The following is a 21,646-nucleotide window of genomic DNA, read 5'->3' as shown; positions in this document are numbered from 1 at the left end:
CATGATATCATTAGTTCATCAAAAATAAAGAAAGGTGGACTTTATAAAAATGAAAAAGTTTAAAAAAGTTCTAGCAGCTATACTTGCCTCATCTGTAGTTCTTTCTTTCGCTGCTTGTGGTTCCAAAGATAATTCTTCTGGAGCAACAACAAGTTCACAGACTTCCACGTCTACAGCAGCTGCAACAACTTCAGCCACTGCAGAAAAGGATCCTGAAACAGGTTTACCAATGATGGCAGATCGCAATAATCCAATAACTTTTAAAGTATTTTTACGTGACCCGGGTCAGGCGCCTTCAAAGGACAACCCGGTTCTTAAGAAAATAACAGAATTAACCGGTGTTACAATGGAATTTGAATTCCTCGTTGGTGATTTGCAGCAAAAAATTGGAGTAATGCTTGCCGGCGGAGATTATCCGGATGTAGTATTCGGAGAAGGTGCAAAGTTTGTTGATGCAGGTGCTGCTATACCAATTGAAGATAAAATACTTAACTATCCAAATCTTAAAAGACATTATGAAAAATTTATGGATAAAATGAAGGCCGGATTTGGAGACGGACATGCATATACCATAGAAAATTATAACGCATATGAAAATGATCCTCCTATATTCCAGAACGGTGGCGCAGGTTTCTTCATGCAGAAGGCTGTAATTGAGGAATCCGGATATAAAATACCAAAGACAGTTGATGAGTACTTCCAGATGATAGAAGACTACAAAGCAAAACATCCTGATATTGATGGAGTAAAGACAATCGGATTTGAAGTTCTCAGTGACGGATGGAGAGACTTCTGCTTGCGTAACCCTGCAATGCACCTCTTAGGTTCAGGTAATGAAGGCGATGTTATCGTTGATCAGAATTCGTTTACAGCGTCACTTTATCAGATAACTGACACTGCAAAAGCTTGGTATAAGAAGCTAAACGATGAGTATCATAAGGGTATTATTGAAGCTGAAACATTTACTCAAAACTATGACCAATACATTGCAAGATTGTCATCCGGAGCAGTGCTTGGTACATTCGACCAGTATTGGAATTTCCAGAAAGCTGATGATACTTTGAAAGCAGCTAAAAAATTCAATCGCACATACATTGCTGTTCCGATAGCAAATCCCGGTGTCAAGGATAACTTTATTGACCCGCCGGCAGCAATTACAGGAACCGGTGGATTACTTATTACAAAGAACTGCAAAAATGTAGATCGTTTGCTTGCATACTATGATTATTTGTTAAATCGTGAAGTTCAGGACTACCTCGCATGGGGTGTAGAAGGCAAGGACTGGGTAAAAGTCGGTACCAACGGAAGAAAATTAACCGATGAACGTCGTGACATTATGAGAGATACTGCCAAGAAACGTGAAATGACAGGCGATACTTTGTGGCAGTATACTCCAAAAATGCAGGGTATGTATGATGATGGAACTCCTTGTGATCCAGGCGCATCCAAAGAAGAATACATGGCAGCTTTATCAGAGTACGATCAGAACTTCCTTAAGGCACTCAATGTAGAGTTCCCGGCAGGAATATTGTCAGAACCGGTCAAACGTGCCGATTATTATCCGGTTTGGTCATTCCCGATTGAAGATGGAAGTCCTGCAAAGGTTGCAAATACAAGATTCATTGATGTTTGCCGTAAGTATGATCCACAGTTGATTTTGGCTAAACCGGCAGATTATGACGCTTTATGGGATAAGTTTGTAAAAGAAGTTGAGGCTGCTAATCCACAGCCATATCTGGATGAAGTAAACCGTCAGATTAAAGAAAAGATGGATGCGGCTAAAAAATAGCCATAACAATAATCCTTAACCGGAAGAGAGGACAATCTCCTCTCTTCTAGTTTTATAAGCCTCTAAGGTGCACTGTAAACTCTAAAACATATGTAATTGGGGTTGACAGCGTGCAAAACTAACCAGATTTGGAGAGATTATTATGGAACAAAAAAGCGTTGTATTACAAACTAAAACTATTCAGACAAATAAAAGGCTTAAAAGAGTAAAAGAATATAAGCAGCAAATACCGCTTTTTATTATGGTTATACCTTGCATGATACTGACCTTTATTTTCTGCTACTATCCCCTTTCAGGGTGGATTATGGCTTTCCAGAACTTCAGGCCGGCTAAAGGGTATTGGCATTCAAAGTTTGTGGGCTTTGACCAGTTTACCTTTATGTTTAATGACCCTGTATTCTGGAGAACTTTTAAAAACACTATCGGCATGTCAATAATGAATTTGGTTTTCGGCTTTGTTTTTGCTATAGGGTTTGCATTATTATTAAATGAAATTCGAAGTATCGGTTTTAAAAGAGTTGTACAAACAGCATCCTATTTACCTCACTTTCTTAGCTGGGTAATAGTTTGTTCATTAATATCAAATATATTATCAACCTATGATGGAACACTCAATAATCTTCTGATGGGGCTTGGCCTTATTGACAAACCTGTATTATGGCTGGGAGAACAGAAGTATTTCTGGTGGATTGTTGCGTTTTCACATGTATGGAAAGAAGTAGGCTGGAACTCAATTATTTATATTGCTGCAATGTCTTCAATAGATACCGAACTATATGAAGCCTGTGAAATTGATGGCGGGAATCGTTATAGAAAAATGTGGCATGTTACTCTTCCCGGAATTCGCCCAACCATAGTTGTACTCTTAATAATGAATTTAGGCTGGCTGTTGAATGCCGGCTTCGAAGTACAGTACCTTTTCGGCAGAGGCTTGGTAATGGATGTATCTGAAACAATAGACATCTATGTACTGAAATATGGTATTACTCTTGGTAATTATTCTTTAGGAACTGCGGCAGGTATTTTCAAATCTGTAATATCAATTGCTCTGGTTTCAATATCGAACTATATATCCGGAAAACTTGATGAAAACAGCGTATTCTAAGGGGGTGTTAAAATGAAAAACAGTGGCTTGGCAACAAAAGGCAGCAAAATTGAATCTTTTATATTTTACACGATTAATACAATAATAATGCTTGCAGTAATAGTGGTTATGATATACCCATTCTGGAATACAATTGTTGTATCATTTAATAACGCAAAGGATACTCTCCTTGGTGGAATAACTTTTTTCCCCCGTGTTTTTTCTTTATACAATTATCAAACCGTATTTAAAAACGATCTACTGGTAACAGGTGCTGTAAATTCCGTAACACGTACATTACTGTCTACAGTTTTAGGCGTTTTCATTTCTGCGCTTGTTGGTTACGTGCTTTCCAGACCTGAATTTCTGTGGAGAAAGTTTGTAACGCGGTACTTTCTGGTTACAATGTATATATCAGCAGGTTTGATACCAAATTACTTTCTTATGAAGGATCTGAATCTTATCAATAACTATTTTGTGTATATTCTCCCAGGATTGGTAAGTGTTTTTAATATAATAATTGTAAGATCATATATGCAATCGTTACCTGCAAGTCTTTTTGAGGCGTCATATATTGATGGGGCAGGCCATTTCAGATGTTTTATCCAGATTATTTTACCCTGCTGTAAGCCGGTATTGGCTACTGTAGCCCTATGGTGTGCTGTTGGGGCATGGAATTCATGGTTTGATACCTTTATTTATGCCTCCAGTAAAGAGAGCTTAACAACTCTGCAGTATGAAATGATGAAATTACTATCATCATCAATGAATTCAGGAGCAAATCAGTCGGCATCTTCCATATATGGCAACAGGCCTGTAACTGATTCAGTTACCCCTGTTTCTATGCAGGCAGCAGTTACAGTTGTTGCATCTGTTCCCATATTGCTGGTATATCCCTTCCTGCAGAAATATTTTGTTAAAGGTGTTACCATCGGTGCTGTTAAGGGATAGGCAGGCCGCAGAATGCTATAAAATTCAGTTTCAATAATATTTTGACTGCTGGAGGGTGACCATGTCAAAAGGAGCTTATTATACAAAAGAATATCCCAATTTATTTGCCGAACTGGGTATTTCACATAAGCAAATTGAAAAGAAAATAACTGAAACTTTTAACACCATGTTTTTTGACCCAAAAGAAAGAATTTATTTCGAGATGGGTGAAGACATGGGATATATGCTTGATACAGGTAATAATGATGCAAGAACCGAGGGTATGAGCTATGGAATGATGATGGCGGTGCAGGTAGATCGTAAGGACATTTTTGATAGATTATGGCTGTTTTCAAAAACCTATATGTATCAAAAGGAGGGCAAGCATCAGGGCTATTTTGCATGGTCGGTAACAACCGAAGGGAAGAAAAATTCTGAAGGCCCTGCACCTGATGGAGAAGAATATTTTGCAATGGCACTTTTCTTTGCAAGCAGCAGGTGGGGGGATGGGCTGCCTCCTTTTGACTACAGTGTTCAGGCAAGGGATATTTTACGTCACTGTATTCATCAGTCTGAACTTGCAGAGGGCGGAGAACCTATGTGGGATGCATCAAACCATTACATTAAATTTGTTCCTGAAACACCCTTTTCAGATCCGTCCTACCATCTGCCCCATTTTTATGAGCTTTTTGCGCTGCTGTCTGATGAACAGGACAGAACCTTCTGGCAGGAGGCTGCAGAGGCAAGCCGAAAATACCTGCGAATTTCCTGTGACAAGAATACCGGTATGGCACCGGAATATGCCGAATTTGACGGTACTCCAAAAAAACTTTTCAGAGATTGGCAGTTTTATTCAGATGCGTATCGCGTTGCAATGAATATCGGTTTGGATGCGGCATGGTTTAATAAGGATGAATCACTGTGGAAGATAGTTGATAACCTTCAGGCCTTTTTCAGTGAAAACACTGCACTGGGTGAATATAAAGCCTATACTATAAAAGGGGAACCCTTTGATGAACCGGCCATGCATCCGGTCGCTATAATCGCAACCAATGCCGCCGGTTCACTGGCAGCTACGGGAAAGTACAGGTTGCAGTGGGTTCGGGATTTCTGGGAGCTGCCCTTAAGACAGGGAGAACGAAGATATTATGATAACTGTTTATATTTTTTCTGCTTGCTTATGCTGGCAGGAGAATATAAAATTTATATGTAGGCCCGGGTGTATAAAAGGCTTTACCTTAAGCAAAAATGGAGTAACTTTTTTTGAAATCAGCAGTATTAAAGAAGAATCGGAAACTTATTACAGACTTGACGACAGCATGATACCGGGGTATTAAAGTTAATAGTCCAAGGTTGCTGATTGATACATGAAAAAAGGAGAAGTAAAAATGGCTTTATTACAGGTTAATTTTTTTGCACAAACTTTAAAAAGGGAGGTAAATTTTAATGTACTTTTGCCAATTGATACCTTTGAGTTAAATGATCAGAAGTCAGAGGAACGTCCTATGAAATCTCTCTATCTTCTGCATGGCTACTCAGGTAATCATATGGACTGGATTTGCGGAACTAAAATTCAGGAACTGTCAAATAAGTATAAAATAGCGGTATTTATGCCCTCCGGAGAGAACTGTTTTTATCTGGACGATACAGACATGGGGGCTCTTTATGGAGAATTCATCGGAAAAGAACTGGTTGAAATCACACGTAAGATGTTTCATTTGTCCAATAAAAGAGAGGATACTTATATAGGCGGATTGTCCATGGGTGGCTATGGTGCCATCAGAAACGGTTTAAAGTATGCCGAAAATTACAGCAGGATAATAGCATTATCCTCAGCCCTTATAATAAAGAATATCGCTGGAATTCCAGTTGATTTCAAGGACCCTATTGCCGACTATAAGTATTATAGAAGAGTTTTCGGGGATCTTAATCAGCTTATAGGAAGTGATAGAGACCCGGAAGCACTTATTAACGATCTTAAAAAAAGAAATTCAGCCATTCCCAAAATATATATGGCATGCGGAACCGAAGATTTTTTATTAAAAGAAAACAGAGACTTAATTAATTTTTTGGTTTCTGAAAATGTAGAACATACATATGTAGAAGATTCAGGTTCTCACGATTGGGATTTCTGGAATAAATATATTGAGAAAGGAATAGACTGGGCTATTTCAGAAAGGTGAAAATATGCAGCTGGAAGCTGATCTGGTAATGGAATTAACCGTTGAGATAGGAGCGGTATTGGAAGTTGGAAAAACATTGAAGGGTTATCTCAGGTTAATCCCAATAATAGGAGGAACATTTTCGGGTAAGGGCATAAAAGGTATTGTTATCCCTGGAGGTTATGATTGGAATACTGCAATAGACGAAAATATTTCTCACGTGTTGGCCAAGTATACTTTAAAAACTGAAGACGGACAGTATATTTCCATTGAAAATGAGGGATATATTGATGCAAAGGCTGAAAATAACGTAGTTAGAACTACACCAAGATTTCAAGTGGCCCAGGGTAAATATGAATGGCTGTGCAGCGGGGTTTTTGTAGCAAGCCTTCAAGTTGAGCAAACAGGGACTCCGTCTGTAAAGATAAATGTGTATAAAATGAAATAGTACATAAATAATAAGGGCACTCCGGAATCATATGGGTGCCTTGAATAACAGATACAATAAGGCATAAAAATACCCTGTAAGGCACTTTACAGGGTATTTTAAATTTTTTTCTCAGAATATTAAGTTAAATATATCAATTATGCATTACTGCCCCTGAACGTTGTTGCGTTAATACCTGTTACCCTTTTAAAAGCCCGGCAAAAAGTGTTTGTAGACAAATATCCTGTTTTTATTGCAATTTCACTTATAGGTAAGGCGGTACTTCCCAACAGCTCTTTAGCCTTCTGGATTCTTAAGTTTTCAATATATGAAGAAAGCTTGATACCACTTTGCTGCTTGAATATATATGATAAATAAGATTCGTTCATGTTAAATTTGTCTGCTATGGAAGCAAGTGATATATTGCAATCATGATAATATTGGTTGATGTACTCAATAATTTGATTATTGGTATTCAAGTTCTGTTTGTCCGATTGTCCGTTCATTATTTCACAAAGCATGTAATAAGAATCCGTTATTATTTTTATCTGCTTAAGTTCACTATATTTGTCAATATTATCGGTATTGCTTATTATATATTTATAGGTATTTTCGTCAAAGCCAATCTGATTCCACAATTTTATAATAACCCCCAGCAGCTCGTAAATAAACAGTTTATGCAGTGAAGTTGAAAGGTTTGAATCCATAAAATTTTTGGTAAAGAGAATGTTTAGTATTGTTTTAACAGCCCCTTTATCGCCTGCCTTGACATTATTTATAAGCTTGGCCTGCAAATCGGTGGGGAAATAGTAATTAACCGTATAATTACCAGTTCCGGCATACCAGAGAATATTGCTGTGCCTGTTGGCAGAGTTGATTTTAAAAGCCAGCTTTGCCTTCTCAAAGGATACGGGTATATCAATGAGCTGTTCAACAATATTGCCGCAGGAGATCAAAAGGCTTTCAAATAAATTTTTAGGCATATCCTGCTTCAACCTTGCCGCCACATCTTCAATATAGGGATTGAGCTGTCCCTGCTGCAATGCAGGATAATCAACAAGCATCACCAATTGCTCCTCATCCAGATCACAAATAAGAGCGTCGGGCACCACCCTGCTCAATGTTTCCCGGAGCAATTGCTTGAATGAATTCACAATTGTTAATTCCACGGTATCATAATTATTTAAATCTGTATCGAATCTAAATATAATAATGCAGTATACCCTGCCTTTAAAATTCAGGCGGATGCATCTGGCTACCTTTTCTATTTCCTCCTGTGAATTAAACTCCCCTTTTATAAGCCTTGTAAGAAAGGTTGTTTTTAAAATAGGAACCTGCTCGTCAATGGTTCTTTTCAAATTGCTGTTGTTATCGCCTAATTCACTTATGGTATACTTGATATTTTTAAAAATATCTTCACTGATTTCGCTGATTTGTATATTGTTTAATATATCCTGTAAAGGTTTTGCACTTCTTTTTGCCATAAAATAAGAAATGAGAGTACCCAGCAAAACAGAAATAAGCAGTACGATATAGATAATAAGCTTAAGATTGTTAGCCTTCTCCAGCACAACCTTTTTAGACTGGACAGCCACATACTTGAACCCATTATTATTTGTCTTGATGTAGTTGACCATCATTTTTTTACCGTTTATAGAGATCTCTGAAGTACTTTCAGACTCTGAAGAACTTTTGTTTACTGCGGCCTGAACTGCATGAATATCGCATTTTTCACCTGAAAAGTATGTTATGATTTTACCTGCCTTGTTTTCTATATATGTTACTCCACCATCATAGGTATTTATTGAAGATAAAAGATCGGTTATGTCCTTTTTATTAATTACCAGCATAACGATACCGTCATTTTGCCCATAGGAAATCAAAGGTTTTGAATAGGTAACCATTGTCATACCTACAGTACCGGAAGGCGTAAAATTGTAAAGCTCAGCTTCTATTTCTCCTGAAAGCCCGCTTTCACAAAGATTTTCAGTCATTTTGCCATACCATTCTTCATATGGCACACCTTTAAAACTCATATACCGTTTGTAAAATTGCTCATAAGTATAGGTGATTTGATTGTTTATAACCATTTCACTTTTATTGAAAAAGATAAAATAATTCCATACAAATTTGTTGGAGGTATTGTAATTTGTAAGGCTGTCCCTTGTTCTTATGATTGAATATGAATTGGGATACTGCAAAGGGTTTTTAAGACCCTGAAAAGCACTTACATGACTATTTGAAATAATTTGATCCGCCATGGAATCTGCTTCCTCAAATCTCTGCTCAAGAATGGAGGAAGCCTGCCTGAGAATTGTATTATTTTCATTTATGGCATCAGAATATACTATATTATATGTATTGATATAATATACGTAACCTATTACCAGTGGAATTATTAAAACTGTACAATATGTGATAAAGTATTTCAGAAGATATTTTTTTGAGGCTCTGACAGATAGTACATTAATAATTTTTCTTAAATTTCTGATAATCATACTATTGCTCCAAGTCTTTTTATTTACATAATTAACTTAATTATAACATTATAATAATTGATAAAGTATTAAATCCAAAAAATATACAATAACCAAAAAATTGCACATTACTTTATTATGGCATATATCTGAATATCCGTCAGCGGTCCGACGTTGGCATTCATAAATGCATTTAATTTCCCTCATTATGAGTAATTGAATATTATTATTAAAACTTGCAGCTTTCCCAATCTTAGGGCCTGATTCCACTACTTGGAATACAGACCTCTGAACTTGTTGGGAGAGCAGCCTTCATAATCCTTAAAGACCGTGCCGAAATAGCTGCAGTTGTTAAAGCCTGTATCAAGAGATATATCTTTTACACTTTTATCAGGTAAATTTATCAGTTCTTCCTTGGCTGCATTAATCCTGCACCGGAGAATGTATGTGAAGGGACTTATGCCATATGCCTTTTTAAATATCCTGCATAGGTATGAGGAAGAAATACCTGCCTGTACAGCCAGTTCCTCCAGGGAAATATCTTTTCTGAAATTATTTTTTATCCATCCGGTAATAATATTCAGCTTTTTTACCAGCTGTGTGTCGCCTTCCGGAGTTACAGTTTCAATCAGTTTATTTATATTTGCAAGAAAATTGTATAAAAAGCCTGAGGCCTCAAGCATACTAGTGGGTCTTTTTTCCAGGAGTATTTTGTGGAGCATTTTATAGCAAAAGGTGACTTCTTCGGAGCTGTTGAGCCTGAACACTTCAACATGGTTCATACCTGCGGCATTAAGCAGAATATCGGCTCCCAAGCCTGAGAATATTATCCACCTGAGTGACCATGGTTCTGTTACAGGATAATATTCGTGAGGTACATCCGGATAGAAGAAGAAAGCCGTTTTCTGCTCGATCATGTATTCCCTGTTGTTTATTAAAAGCTTGCCTGCACCTTGTTCACAAAATGCCAGGTGGTAATTGGGGAAGCCATCCTTTCTGGTGACATGATCCTGATAAGGTTCATAACCCACACCTGTTACAAAAAGCGGAAGAGAAATATCACGTTCTGTAAGAAGAGAGAAAAGTCTTTCCATTTGCTGCTCCTTTTTGTTCAATAAATTCATATAATTACAAAATCTTTAGATTGAATTGCGCGTTTTAACATATATATAATATCAATATAATTATATTGCTGCAATCATTCTGGGATATAATCACTCAACATTACAGATGAATCAAGAATTTTTTCACAGGAGGATTTTAATCATGAGTAGAAGGTCTGTTCCCCTAAGCGGGGATTGGTATGTGGCTCTGGATGAAAAGGAGACAGGAATAAGTGAGAGATGGTATGAAAAGTTATTTTCAGAAACGGTGAAACTGCCCGGTACTCTTGATGAAAACGGTGCCGGTAAGCCTGTAACAGCTGTTGACACTTTCAGATTGAACCGAATCCGAAAATATGTCGGGGCGGCATGGTACAACAGATTAGTAATCCTGCCCGACGAAATAGTTGATAAACATGTCACATTGTTTTTGGAACGGTGCATGTGGAAGACAGATCTATGGATAAATGGCAAATATGCCGGTTCGGAAAACAGTTTATGTACTCCTCATAAGTATAAGCTGGATGGAATGCTCAAAGCAGGGGGAAATCTTATCAGCATAAGGGTAGATAACTCACCTGTCTTTAATCTGGGAGTCATGAGCCACGGATATTCGGAAGAGGTACAAACCATTTGGAATGGTATTGTGGGAAGAATAGAGCTTGATATCAGGGATAAGGTCTATGTGGAAAAAAGCAGTGTGTATCCGGATATAGAAAGCAGCAAGTTGACAGCCAGGCTGCTGCTGGTAAATACTGCCCCAAAGGCAGCCAAGGGCTTTATAAGGCTCTCGGTATGCCAGCAGTACGGTGATGATGCCATTATAAAGGATTCACATCATTTCAGGGTAGACGCAAATTCATCAAATACTGTTGAATTGACGCAGGAGTGCGAGGGCAGAATGGACTTGTGGGATGAGTTCAATCGGAACTTATATAGAATGGATATTACTCTGGAATGCCGGGGAAGCCATGAGGATGAAACGTATTCAGACTCTGATCAGGTATTTTTCGGTAACCGGAGCTTTCGGGCAGAAGGTTCCGTATTCAAGCTGAACGGCAAAAAAACATTTCTTAGGGGTACGCATGATGCAGGAAATTTCCCTATTACAGGGTATCCGTCAATGCAGGCTGAAGACTGGAAACGTATATATTCAACAGCAAAATCCTATGGAATAAACCACTTCAGATTTCATTCATGGTGTCCGGGCGAGGCTGCATTTGCTGCCGCTGATGAAGAAGGAATTATTCTCCAGGCCGAATTGCCGCTGTTTGGTTATACCGCTCCGCCACTGGGTCAGGATGAGGCCAGAGACAGCTTTCTGAGACAGGAACTGTTGAGAATCCTGGGTGAGTACGGAAATCACCCGTCCTTCTGTATGATGTGCATGGGAAACGAGCTTCGTGGAGATTATGAAAAGCTGGCAGGATTTGTAGAACTGGGCAGGAAAACAGACGGCAGGCACCTTTATTCGGCAGCTGCCAACAATGCTGCAGAACCAGTGGTGGGAATAAAACCAAATAAAGGAGATCAATACTATGTTGCCCATGAAGCAAGAATAAACGGGGAAAGGGTTAATAGACGCTGTGAGAGCATTTTCAATAATGAAAGGCCTGAAACGTTGGCCGACTACAGTGAGACACTAAAGGGAATAGACGTTCCGACCATATCACATGAAGTGGGACAGTGGGAGGTTTATCCTGATTTTGATGAAATAAAAAAGTATACAGGTGTTTTAAAAGCTAAAAATTTAGAGGTGTTTAAAGAGTCGGCAGCGGCAAAACAAGTTTTGTACAAAAACAAGGATTTTGTTAAGGCTTCTGGCAAGCTGGCAGTTTTATTGTACAGGGAGGAAATAGAACGCTCGCTGAGAACTGCGGATTATGGAGGCTTTCAGCTTCTTGATATGCATGATTTTCCCGGACAGGGTAGTGCCCTTGTGGGCTGGCTGGACGCCTTCTGGGATTCAAAGGGTCTTGTGGAGCCGCTGGAGTTTAGAAACTGGTGCAATCACTCTGTTCTTCTGGCAGGATTTGAAAAGCGCACCTGGCTTAATACTGAAGTATTCAGGGCTGAGGTTAATTTTGCCAATTACGGCCAAAGTGATTATTCACAGCTTAACATCGTATGGGAACTAACAGACAGTGAAGGCAAAATATATTCCTGCGGTGAATTTAAAAATATCTGTATTCCGCAGGGCAGTCTATCTTATATAGGAGCTGCGTCAGCTGAGCTCAAAAAAGTAAAAACTGCTGAAAAACTCATATTTAAGCTTATTGCAGAAGGATTTAATATTACAAATCAGTGGGATATCTGGGTGTATCCCCATAAGGTGGATATTGAGATACCCGAGGATGTATTTGTTGCCGACAGCTGGAATGACGGTGTGTCTGAAGCTTTGCGCAATGGCGGAACCGTACTTATGCTTGCGGGGACTGTAAAGAATTCCGAGGCAATGTGCTTTACCACACCTTTCTGGAATACACAGATGTTTGAAAACCAGAGAAAAACCATGGGTATTCTGTGTGAACCCAATCATCCTGCTCTGCTGGACTTCCCCACGGAATTCCACGCAAACTGGCAATGGTGGGAACTGCTTGCCGATTCTAAATGTGTCTGTATAAATGAACTGCCGGCGGGATTTGAGTCCATCGTTTCTGCCATTGACCATCCTGTCAGAAATAACAGGCTTGGAGTTATTTTTGAGGCAAAGGTTCTCAATGGAAAACTTCTTGTATGCAGTCTTGATTTGAACGGTGATTTAACCGGGCTTCCTGTGGCAAGGCAGCTAAGGTACAGTATTCTGAATTATATCCGGAGTGAAAGGTTTGAGCCTGAACTCCATGTGGAGGAGAACATTCTGGCAGATATACTGTCAAAAAATACTGCATCCAATTTAAAATTGCTGACAAAGCATATTAAAGCATCAAATACAAAATATTCAAGTAAAGTGGAATATATCCTTGATTCTGATTCGTCTGACTGCTGGATAACTATGGGAGGACAGTACCCGTATGTCATTGATATTGAGCTTATGGAAAGTACGGGGATAAAAGGTTTTACATATTCTCCGAGACAGGATGGCATGACAATAGGACTTATATCCAAATATGAAATATATATTTCCTGTGATCCGGTGCAATACGGCAAGCCTGTTGCTTCAGGAAGCTTTGATAAAACCCTTGAGAAACAGGAGATAATTCTTGATTGGATCGATGACGGCTTTAATGTTACCAGAAGCAAGACGGGCAAATACATAAGATTTGTTGCAGTTGAAGGCTTTAACAATGACAGTGAAGCTGCCATTGGAGGTCTGGACATAATTACCGTATAACGAGGCGATAATAGATGTCCCCCACCTCTACCAGGTGCAAAGGCTACTTATGGTAGCCTTTGGTACCGATTTGGTTTTCAGGCGGTGAGCATATCCAAGGTGTCCATAGTGTTTCTTGGGGCACTATGGACGCCATTGCCTCGTTGAAACGCCGCTGAGGTAAGTAAACTTTTCTACAACCGAAAAGTTTACTTTTGAACCGAGGCGTTATAAGCCAGACGTGGACAGGATATTTCTTGCGAAGATACTGTATTAGAAGTATAACGTGACTGTAGGATTGATTAATGCAGGGTTTGGTAATGCTAATATCCCCTGGGGGACAATGAGAAAAAATCGTTGTTACTCCGGGGGATGTTTTTTTACATAAATATTTTACAGAACCGGTGAATGTGGATATGGTCTTGGTTTGAAAAATACTTTGCAATAAACCGATTATTTTCCGTGTTACCCAAAAATAATCCCTTAAAAAGGAGCAGCAATAATCATATACTATGAACCGTAAAATATACTTTCAAAAAATGCAAACCAGCATTAAGTATCCAAGTAATAAGTTCACATAACTTCAGTCCCAGGCAGCTCGGGCCGCATCTTTGTTCAGACTAACAGTTCAGAAATAATGCAAAATATCACCATTATAGCTTGTTAATGTTTTAGCCTCAATTTAGACATTGAGGCTATTAGAATAAAATATTTAAAACAGAGAGGAGGCTTTGGTTTCTTTAATTGTTGAATTCATCAACTAATTGGCACAACGTTTTAGCAGTATTGGACAAGGTCAAGAAAATATTGACAAGTTAAATTTAAAGGAGGCAAATAATGAAACTGGTAGGTTGGTATAGGAAATGTTTATCCGTGTTTTTAGCTCTGATAATTGCTTTCGGCAGTCTCTTCACATTTGCAGCTTTTCCCGTTGCCGCAGAGAGTGGTACAAATGGTCCAACACAGGCAACCCTCTATGTATCCCCGGAAGGAGACGATAATAATCAGGGAACAATTGATGCGCCTTTTAAAACTCTTGCAAAGGCGAAAGAAACCGTAAGGACTTTGCCTAAGACCGGAGGGGATATCGTCGTTCAAATTGCGGATGGGTTTTATCCGCTTGAGGATACCCTGGTTTTTGACAAAGAGGATTCCGGAAGTGCAAGCTGCACTATCCGCTATGAGGCGGCACCCGGTGCCAAGCCGGTAATCAGCGGCGGTGAGATGCTGGAAAAAGGCGTGTGGACAGAAGCCACCGGTCTTACCCAGACCGGCGGCTTAAAGGCGTATAGAACCACCCTTAACCGGGACGAAAAGTTACGCGCCATATATGTAAACGACAAGCGCGCCAATATGACGCTGAGTCCAACAATAACTTCGACTAACAGAACCACCACAGGTACCCCCACAGTCAGCTTTGACGGTTCCGGTAACCCCTGGGCATGGCAGAACGGCAGCAATATCCGGGCGGCTATCGTATTCAGCGCCAGCGTAGGTCTTACGCCAGAAACGAAAAACCCCCAGAACATTGAAGCCGAAAGCTTGGGCGGCGCCAGATGGGCGAGGCCGTTTGTCTGCTTTGCATCGGCCGAAGCAGCACCGGGAACCAGCAACATGCCAGGCGGCACCATGCTCCGGTTCCAGATGCCATATGCTGCAATTTCACAGTCTTTGAGCAATAACACTCAATACAATCCAGGCAACAATCAGGTAATACGTAATGCTTTTGAGTTTCTTAACAAACGCGGAGATTTTTATTTCGACCAGGCAGAGAGTACGCTTTATTACATCCCGCTGGAAGGCGAGGACATAAATACTGCCGAGGTGGTAATACCAAAGCTTGAGACGGTTGTAGACATAAGAGGGATCCCTGTGGGAGACCGGTTGAACCCTGTTCAGGGCTCTGATGAAGGACGTGTCAGAAACATAACCTTCAATGGGCTGACATTTGCCCACACCGACTATAAGCTGTATGAACTGACGGGTACATATAAACTCAGTGACGGCTCCGGGCCGGTAACCACCAGCTCCCGCGGTTTCGCATCCGTTCAGGGCTGCATAGTAAACAAAGTGTACTTCCCCAGCAGCATAAACTGGCATGAGACCTTCTACCGCGGGTATGACATACCTCCGGCGGCGGTAATGGTCAACGCGGCCAGAAACATCAAGGTGATGAACGGCGAGATCGGGCTTACCGGCTTTAACGGCATCCACCTGGAAAATGATGTAAAGGATTGCGAAGTTACCGGCAACTATATCGTAGATACGCTCAGCTCGGGTGTTGTAGTGGGACATCCCACGCATATCTATGAAAACGATGAGGCCATTAAGCATGAATCAAGTATTTCGGCCTCAGGCACACCAATACGGAACTGGGCCGGCGTTGACAAGGAAAAATATACGGCGGGTACCGAAGCAGTGCCGCAGGATATTTATATTACAAACAACTTTTTGTACAGGAACTGCTACGGTTTCCCGGGCGCCAACTCACTGACCTCTTTCTACACAACTAACATGCAGGTATTGCACAACTTCCTGTATGACTCCACTTACGGCGCCATGAGTATCGGCTGGGGCTGGTGCGAATATGACGGGTTCGGCTATACCAGCCATGGTACCGACAAGAATGGCAGCCCTTACGCCGGCACAAATGAAACAAGCCTTGCAAGGTCACCGGCAATCTCTACGACCTCCAGGGATAACAAAATAAACTATAACAGGGTAGAGGAAATCTGTACGGTAGTAAACGACTCCGGTGCCATTTACTCACTGGGACGCCAGGGTGATCCGGGTAATTTGCCCGACGGAGGGACTTGGGACACTGTCAAAAGTTTGTCCAGCAGCCCCGTCACCGACCCCGGCAATAACTGGAATCCTGACAACTGGACGAATTTCACCGAGATGAACTACAACTTCCTTAATCCAAATGCCACTAACAGACCTCAGGATTCCAACAACTGGACCAACGGATTCCATCCCGACGAAGGCAGCACATTCATAAAGATGATAGGCAACGTCGTGCAGTCCAAGCTCTCATATGCCCAGGGACAGAGCCGTGCATATGAGTTTAACAACTGGAAGCGCAAAAGCGATATGATAGCTGTCGATGGTTATGTGGACGGGAATAACAACCAGAATGGCGGCCCCAGAATTACTTATAATAATTACAAAAGCGAAGACCGCATTTGGCCGGTTAAGGGCAACGAAATCGTTCTGAATTCGGGCCTTACCGACGAATACGTTCATATGATCCCAAAGAGCCTCATAGCCGATACCGAGTTTGAGCTGGCTTCCAACGTCATCCTGGGTAAAGGCGAAACGCTGAACCGCAGGGGTCTGCTAAAGGCTGAAGACACTGTCTGGCTGGCGCCCGCGAACACAACTGTATTTACGGCAGGCAATAATATGACAAAAGCTGCCGGCAACGAAAAGACTATCACCGCTCCGTCTGCCTCAGGAGAATACAAACTATATATAGTGTATGGAGACGGCACAGCAACGGCCACTTCAAAGTATACGGCATACGTAGACGCCAGTGGTTCGGCAGTCAATGTGGAAGACGGGAAAAGTTATGAAGTTTCAGGGGTACGCCCTCTTAAACTGACTTTAAGTGAAGATTACACCTACAAGCTCAACGGCAAGTCGGTAACTAGCGGGTACGAAATCGCCACCGAAGGAAGCTGGACTTTGGTACTCAGTACTTCGACCAAGCCGAATGCCAAAACCATAAACTTTACCACCACAGTATCACTGGCAAACAAGCTGCTCCCGGCTGATGTGTCAGTGGCTCCCGGCGGGACGGTCAGGTTTGCGTACGACTTGAACGACGCCACAAAAGAGATATGGATTTCCTCATCCAGCGACGGAAATTTTGTTGAAAGCGACAAGGAAACAAAGACCTCCGGCAACAAGCTGGGGATGACGGCTCCAAATATACCAGGTCCATACGTTATTTTTGTACGATCCAGTGAAGGACAAGTACTTGGCCAGTCACATGCCCGTGTTGTGGTGCGTGACATGACACCTGTGGATATTCCTAGAAATGGTCTTGACCTATGGCTTAAGGCAGATGAGGGTGTGAGAACAGATGACACCGGCAATGTTACTGGATGGAAAAATATGGGATCGGTTTCCGCAACGCTTGTCCCGGCCAATGTCACCAGCAGCGGCGGTGATAATCTTGGACAGCCAAACGGCAACCCAACACTGAAGAAAGATGTATACGACTATGTGGACTTTGCAGCCATGTCAAGGCCTCTGAAAGCTGCAGGCTTCAAGGATTATAACGGTAAAACGCAGATGACCATATTCACGCTGGTTAACCCGACAGCCACAGCCAACAACTCCAGTGACCAAACCGGCATTGTATATTTCGGATTGAACGAGGCCGACGGAAGTTGGGCCGGCAACGATGGTTGGAGCGGTATTAACCTGGGTGTAGGAACAAACAGAGTTAACCTCCGTTTTGGTAACGCGGATGGAGCCAAACAGGGCGGCGGAGAAAGTATTTCAACAACCATCAGCGGTCTGGCCAGCGTTCGGGCGCAGCTAAACGGAGCCAATCGAGACGTTTATGTTAATAATAATCGTATCGGCGGGGGATCCAACTCTACGGCGCTTAAGGGAAACAGAACGGATCTGGGCATAGGTTACACTATGGCGGCTAAAACTCCCTACCGTTTCCTTGGAAGAGTCGCGCAGGTTCTCATCTATGACAGGGTACTGACAACTGACGAGATTGCCAAGGTAGAAACATATTTTAATGAGGTTAAAGCCGGCAGAGGCGGAACCGCAAACCCAACCGGCCCGGTGGTGGACAAAACCCTGCTGACCGCTTTGATTAAGGACGTCAATAACCAGGACAATACGATTTATACGAAGGAGTCCTGGAACGCTTTTGCAGGTGCTTTAAGCGAAGCCAAAACTGCCGCCTCAAATAATGAGATCAGTCAGGAAGCAGCAGACAATTCATATTATGCACTGCGCAATGCGTTCAACGCGCTTAGCCTGTTACCAAGCGGTATTGGGACTGCTGCATACGGTACTCCTGTTCTCGGCGGCTCCGAGCTCGACCCGATCTGGAACACCACCGTATCGCTGCCCATCATTAAGCATCTGACAATGGCAAACGGCCCGACGAACGGCTCTGCTAAAGTGCTGTGGGACGACGCCAACCTGTATGTGCTGGCGCGTGTAAATGACCCTGTGCTGAACAGCAGCAGCGGCAATGCGCACGAGAAGGACTCGGTCGAGATTTTTGTGGATGAGACCAACAGTAAGGCAGCCTCCTTCGGTACGGGTATGGGGCAATACCGTATTAACTATCTCAATGAGAAAAGCTTTAATCCAGGCAGTATCAGTACCGGGTTTGAATCCTATGCCAAAATAGTGGATGGCGGATATTACATTGAAACCAAGATCCCCTTTAAGGCTGTAGTTAATGGAGAACCTGTGCTTCCCAAGATTGGTCACGTAATCGGATTTGATGCGCAGATCAATGACGCGGGGGCAGCCGGAAGCCGTCAGGACGTTATAATGTGGCACGACCAGAGCGGATCGTCCTGGAATAACGGTTCACAATGGGGTGTGGTCACACTTGTAAAGAACGATACAGCCGCACCTACATGGCCGCAGGCAAGTACGGTGACAGCATCGAACTTAGGAGTAGATGCCGTTACGTTAAATTGGACGCCTGCAGAGGACGACACCGGAGTAACAGCTTATGAAATCTACAAAGGGACCGATAAAATCGGTACAGTAGCCGGAAATATTAACAGTTATGAAGTTATGAACCTCAATGCAGGTACTGAATATACTTTCTCGGTTCAGGCAGGCGACGAGGCAGGAAATATCAGTACAGACGGTCCAACAGTTACTGTATCCACCCTGCCGGATAACGGACAGACAGATACAACAGCGCCGACCTGGCCCCAGACAAGTACGGTGACAGCTTCAGCCATAGGAATAAATGCTGTTACATTAAATTGGACACCGGCAGAGGACGACACCGGAGTAACAGTATATGAGATTTACTGCGGAACAGATAAAATCGGTACGGCAGCAGGAAACATAAACCGCTATGATGTCATGAATCTCAATGCCGAAACCGAATATACCTTCACTGTTCAGGCAGGAGACGAGGCAGGAAATATCAGTACAGACGGTCCAACAGTTACATTATCTACTTTACCGGATAATGGACAAGGTGATACACAAGCACCGTACTGGCTTGACGGAAGCAGTATTACTGTAGCAGAAGTTTCCCAAACCGGTATGACTCTCAACTGGCCGGCAGCCCAGGATAATGCGGCTGTAACAGGCTATGCCATATACAACGGAGATATGCAGTTGGCAGTGGTACAGGGGAATGTAACCAGCTATACGGTGTCAGGCTTGAAGGCCGCAACACAGTATACATTTACCATAAAGGCCAAAGATGCAGCCATGAACTGGAGTGAACCTGGTCTCTCGGTAACAGAAACCACCAGACAGGAAGAACAGCAGGATAACTCTGCACCGTACTGGCTTGACGGAAGCAGTATTACTGTGTCCGAAGTTTCCCAAACCGGAATGACTCTCACCTGGCCGGCGGCGCAGGATGATGTGGTTGTAGCAGGCTATGCCATATACAATGGAGATATTCAGGTGGGAGTAGTACTGGGAAATGTAACCAGCTATATGGTGTCAGGCTTAAATGCCGCAACACAGTATACCTTTACCATAAAGGCCAGAGATGCGGCCATGAACTGGAGTGAACCTGGTCTCTCGGTAACAGAAACTACCAGACCGGAAGAACCGCAGGATACCTCTGCACCGGTATGGCCCGAAGGAAGTACGCTTTCAGTGTCGGGAATATCCCAGACAGGTCTTTTGCTGAACTGGCCTGCAGCGCAGGATAATATGGCAGTAGCCAAATACAAGGTATATAAAGATTCGATATTAATTGCAACAGTTAATGGAAATACAAACAGCTACTATGTCAGCGGATTGTCTTCCGGAACCTCCTATGAGTTTTCGGTTCAGGCTGGAGATGCTGCCGGCAACTGGAGCAGCGACGGCCCGTCTGTTTACGCAACCACTAATTCAGGCAGCAGCAACAGCGGAGGCAACGGCGGCAGTGGAACCGGCAGCAGTGGAAGTACTACGACACCTGCGGAAACAACAGTTCCCGGTAATGTAAAAACAGCCGCACCTGTTGTGGATACAGCCAAGGGCATTGCAAAGGTTACAGTTGACGCAAGTGCACTTGCAAGAGCATTAACCCAGGCGAAGGTTGCTACAGTGGAAATTCCAAAGACAGCAGGAATGAATGCCTACGTGGCAAGCTTGCCGTCATCGGCTCTTACATCGGGTGACACTTCAAAGGCAATTCAGGTTGTAACAGAATTAGGCACTGTAGTAGCACCCTTGAACATGCTCTCTGCAACTGATTGGGCAGGAGCAGACAGGGTTGAGCTTTTCATTGAAAAAGTCGGCACGGCAGGCCTTGATTCTGCCAAGAAGGCAGCAATCGGAGACAAACCTGTGTTTGATGTAAAGCTTATTGTAAATGGAAAGGAAAAAGCCTGGAGCAATACAGGAGCAAAATTAACCATTAAAATACCTTATGCTCCAACTTCAGCCGAACTTGCAAACAGCGAGTATCTGACAGTATGGTACATAGATGCAAATGGCAGGGCAATACAGATGAAGGATGCCAAATATGTTCCGGCTGAAAAAGCCATGGTATTTACCACTGATCACTTGAGCAAATATGCCGTAGTGTACACAAAGGTAAACTTCAGCGATATGCAGAAGCACTTCTGGGCAGCAGAGGCGGTAAAAGCCCTTGCAGAAAACGGAATATTGGAGGGTACCTCGGATACGGCATTCAGCCCCGGACAAAAAATCACAAGAGCGGAATATGTAGCATGGCTTGTAAGAACGCTTGGACTTGCTGCGGATATACAGGACAATTTCAGCGATGTGAAGGAAACGGACAAATATTACAGGGAAATAGGCATAGCAAAGGCACTTGGCATAACAGCCGGTTTTGAAGGTAAATTCAGCCCCGGCAGGGAAATATCCAGACAGGAACTGGTAACCATGACCGTAAATGCGTTAAATAAAGCAGATAAGGCATTGGAGAAGGGTACCGTACAGGATCTCAGGAAATATACCGATGCCGGAAGGATTGCAAAATATGCCGTAGAGAACATGGCTACTATGGTCAGGATGGGCTTTATAACCGGAGACAGCAAGACAACTCTGAATCCGACGGGAGCCACCACCAGAGCAGAAGCAGCTGCAATACTCTACAAGATCTATTCAAAGTAATGGTAGTTTTTTAAAAGCGGCCGCTGCAAAACTCAAACGTGTTTT

The 21,646-nt window shown here is 42.4% G+C and carries 10 protein-coding genes; 8 read left to right on the top strand and 2 right to left on the bottom strand.

The features are described from left to right. The first annotated feature begins 49 nt into the window (after positions 1-49). The 6 genes from T344_RS28080 to T344_RS0111725 all read left to right on the top strand — a co-directional run bounded on the left by T344_RS28080 (position 50) and on the right by T344_RS0111725 (position 6,413). Complete coding sequence (locus T344_RS28080) at positions 50-1,789, top strand: type 2 periplasmic-binding domain-containing protein (RefSeq protein WP_034861213.1); 1,740 nt, start codon at positions 50-52, stop codon at positions 1,787-1,789. A gap of 142 nt (positions 1,790-1,931) precedes the next feature. Next, positions 1,932-2,894, top strand: a complete 963-nt coding sequence (locus T344_RS0111745; protein ID WP_051571780.1) for an ABC transporter permease — start codon at positions 1,932-1,934, stop codon at positions 2,892-2,894. Between the two features lie 12 nt (positions 2,895-2,906). Next, a complete protein-coding gene (locus T344_RS0111740) occupies positions 2,907-3,824 on the top strand; it encodes a carbohydrate ABC transporter permease (protein ID WP_034861200.1) in 918 nt (305 codons plus the stop codon). A gap of 61 nt (positions 3,825-3,885) precedes the next feature. Continuing rightward, complete coding sequence (locus tag T344_RS0111735) at positions 3,886-5,016, top strand: family 8 glycosyl hydrolase (protein WP_027628879.1); 1,131 nt, start codon at positions 3,886-3,888, stop codon at positions 5,014-5,016. Between the two features lie 175 nt (positions 5,017-5,191). Further along, complete coding sequence (locus T344_RS0111730) at positions 5,192-5,986, top strand: alpha/beta hydrolase (RefSeq protein ID WP_027628878.1); 795 nt, start codon at positions 5,192-5,194, stop codon at positions 5,984-5,986. 4 nt (positions 5,987-5,990) lie between these two features. Next, positions 5,991-6,413, top strand: coding sequence for a DUF3237 domain-containing protein (locus T344_RS0111725; RefSeq protein WP_027628877.1), 423 nt, complete (start codon positions 5,991-5,993; stop codon positions 6,411-6,413). Positions 6,414-6,550: 137 nt separating this feature from the next. On the opposite strand, the gene T344_RS0111720 is transcribed toward T344_RS0111725, so the two are convergent. Next, complete coding sequence (locus tag T344_RS0111720) at positions 6,551-8,890, bottom strand: helix-turn-helix domain-containing protein (RefSeq protein WP_027628876.1); 2,340 nt, start codon at positions 8,888-8,890, stop codon at positions 6,551-6,553. Between the two features lie 248 nt (positions 8,891-9,138). Further along, positions 9,139-9,963 (bottom strand): AraC family transcriptional regulator, encoded by an 825-nt coding sequence (locus T344_RS0111715; RefSeq protein WP_027628875.1) that lies wholly within the window; start codon positions 9,961-9,963, stop codon positions 9,139-9,141. Between the two features lie 172 nt (positions 9,964-10,135). Here T344_RS0111715 and T344_RS28075 point away from each other — a divergent pair, with 172 nt between their 5' ends. Both T344_RS28075 and T344_RS30345 read left to right on the top strand, forming a co-directional pair. After that, entirely contained in the window at positions 10,136-13,306 is a 3,171-nt protein-coding gene (locus T344_RS28075) for a sugar-binding domain-containing protein (protein ID WP_051571778.1), read from the top strand. 816 nt (positions 13,307-14,122) lie between these two features. Then, on the top strand, positions 14,123-21,601 hold the full coding sequence (locus T344_RS30345) for a sugar-binding protein (RefSeq protein ID WP_084331202.1): 7,479 nt from the start codon (positions 14,123-14,125) through the stop codon (positions 21,599-21,601). Positions 21,602-21,646: the final 45 nt, after the last annotated feature.

Origin of the sequence: Ruminiclostridium cellobioparum DSM 1351 = ATCC 15832, assembly GCF_000621505.1 — a bacterium.
GTDB lineage: Bacteria > Bacillota > Clostridia > Acetivibrionales > DSM-1351 > Ruminiclostridium > Ruminiclostridium cellobioparum.
Note: the sequence above shows the minus strand (reverse complement) of the source record. Positions and strands in the feature narration are given on the sequence as shown.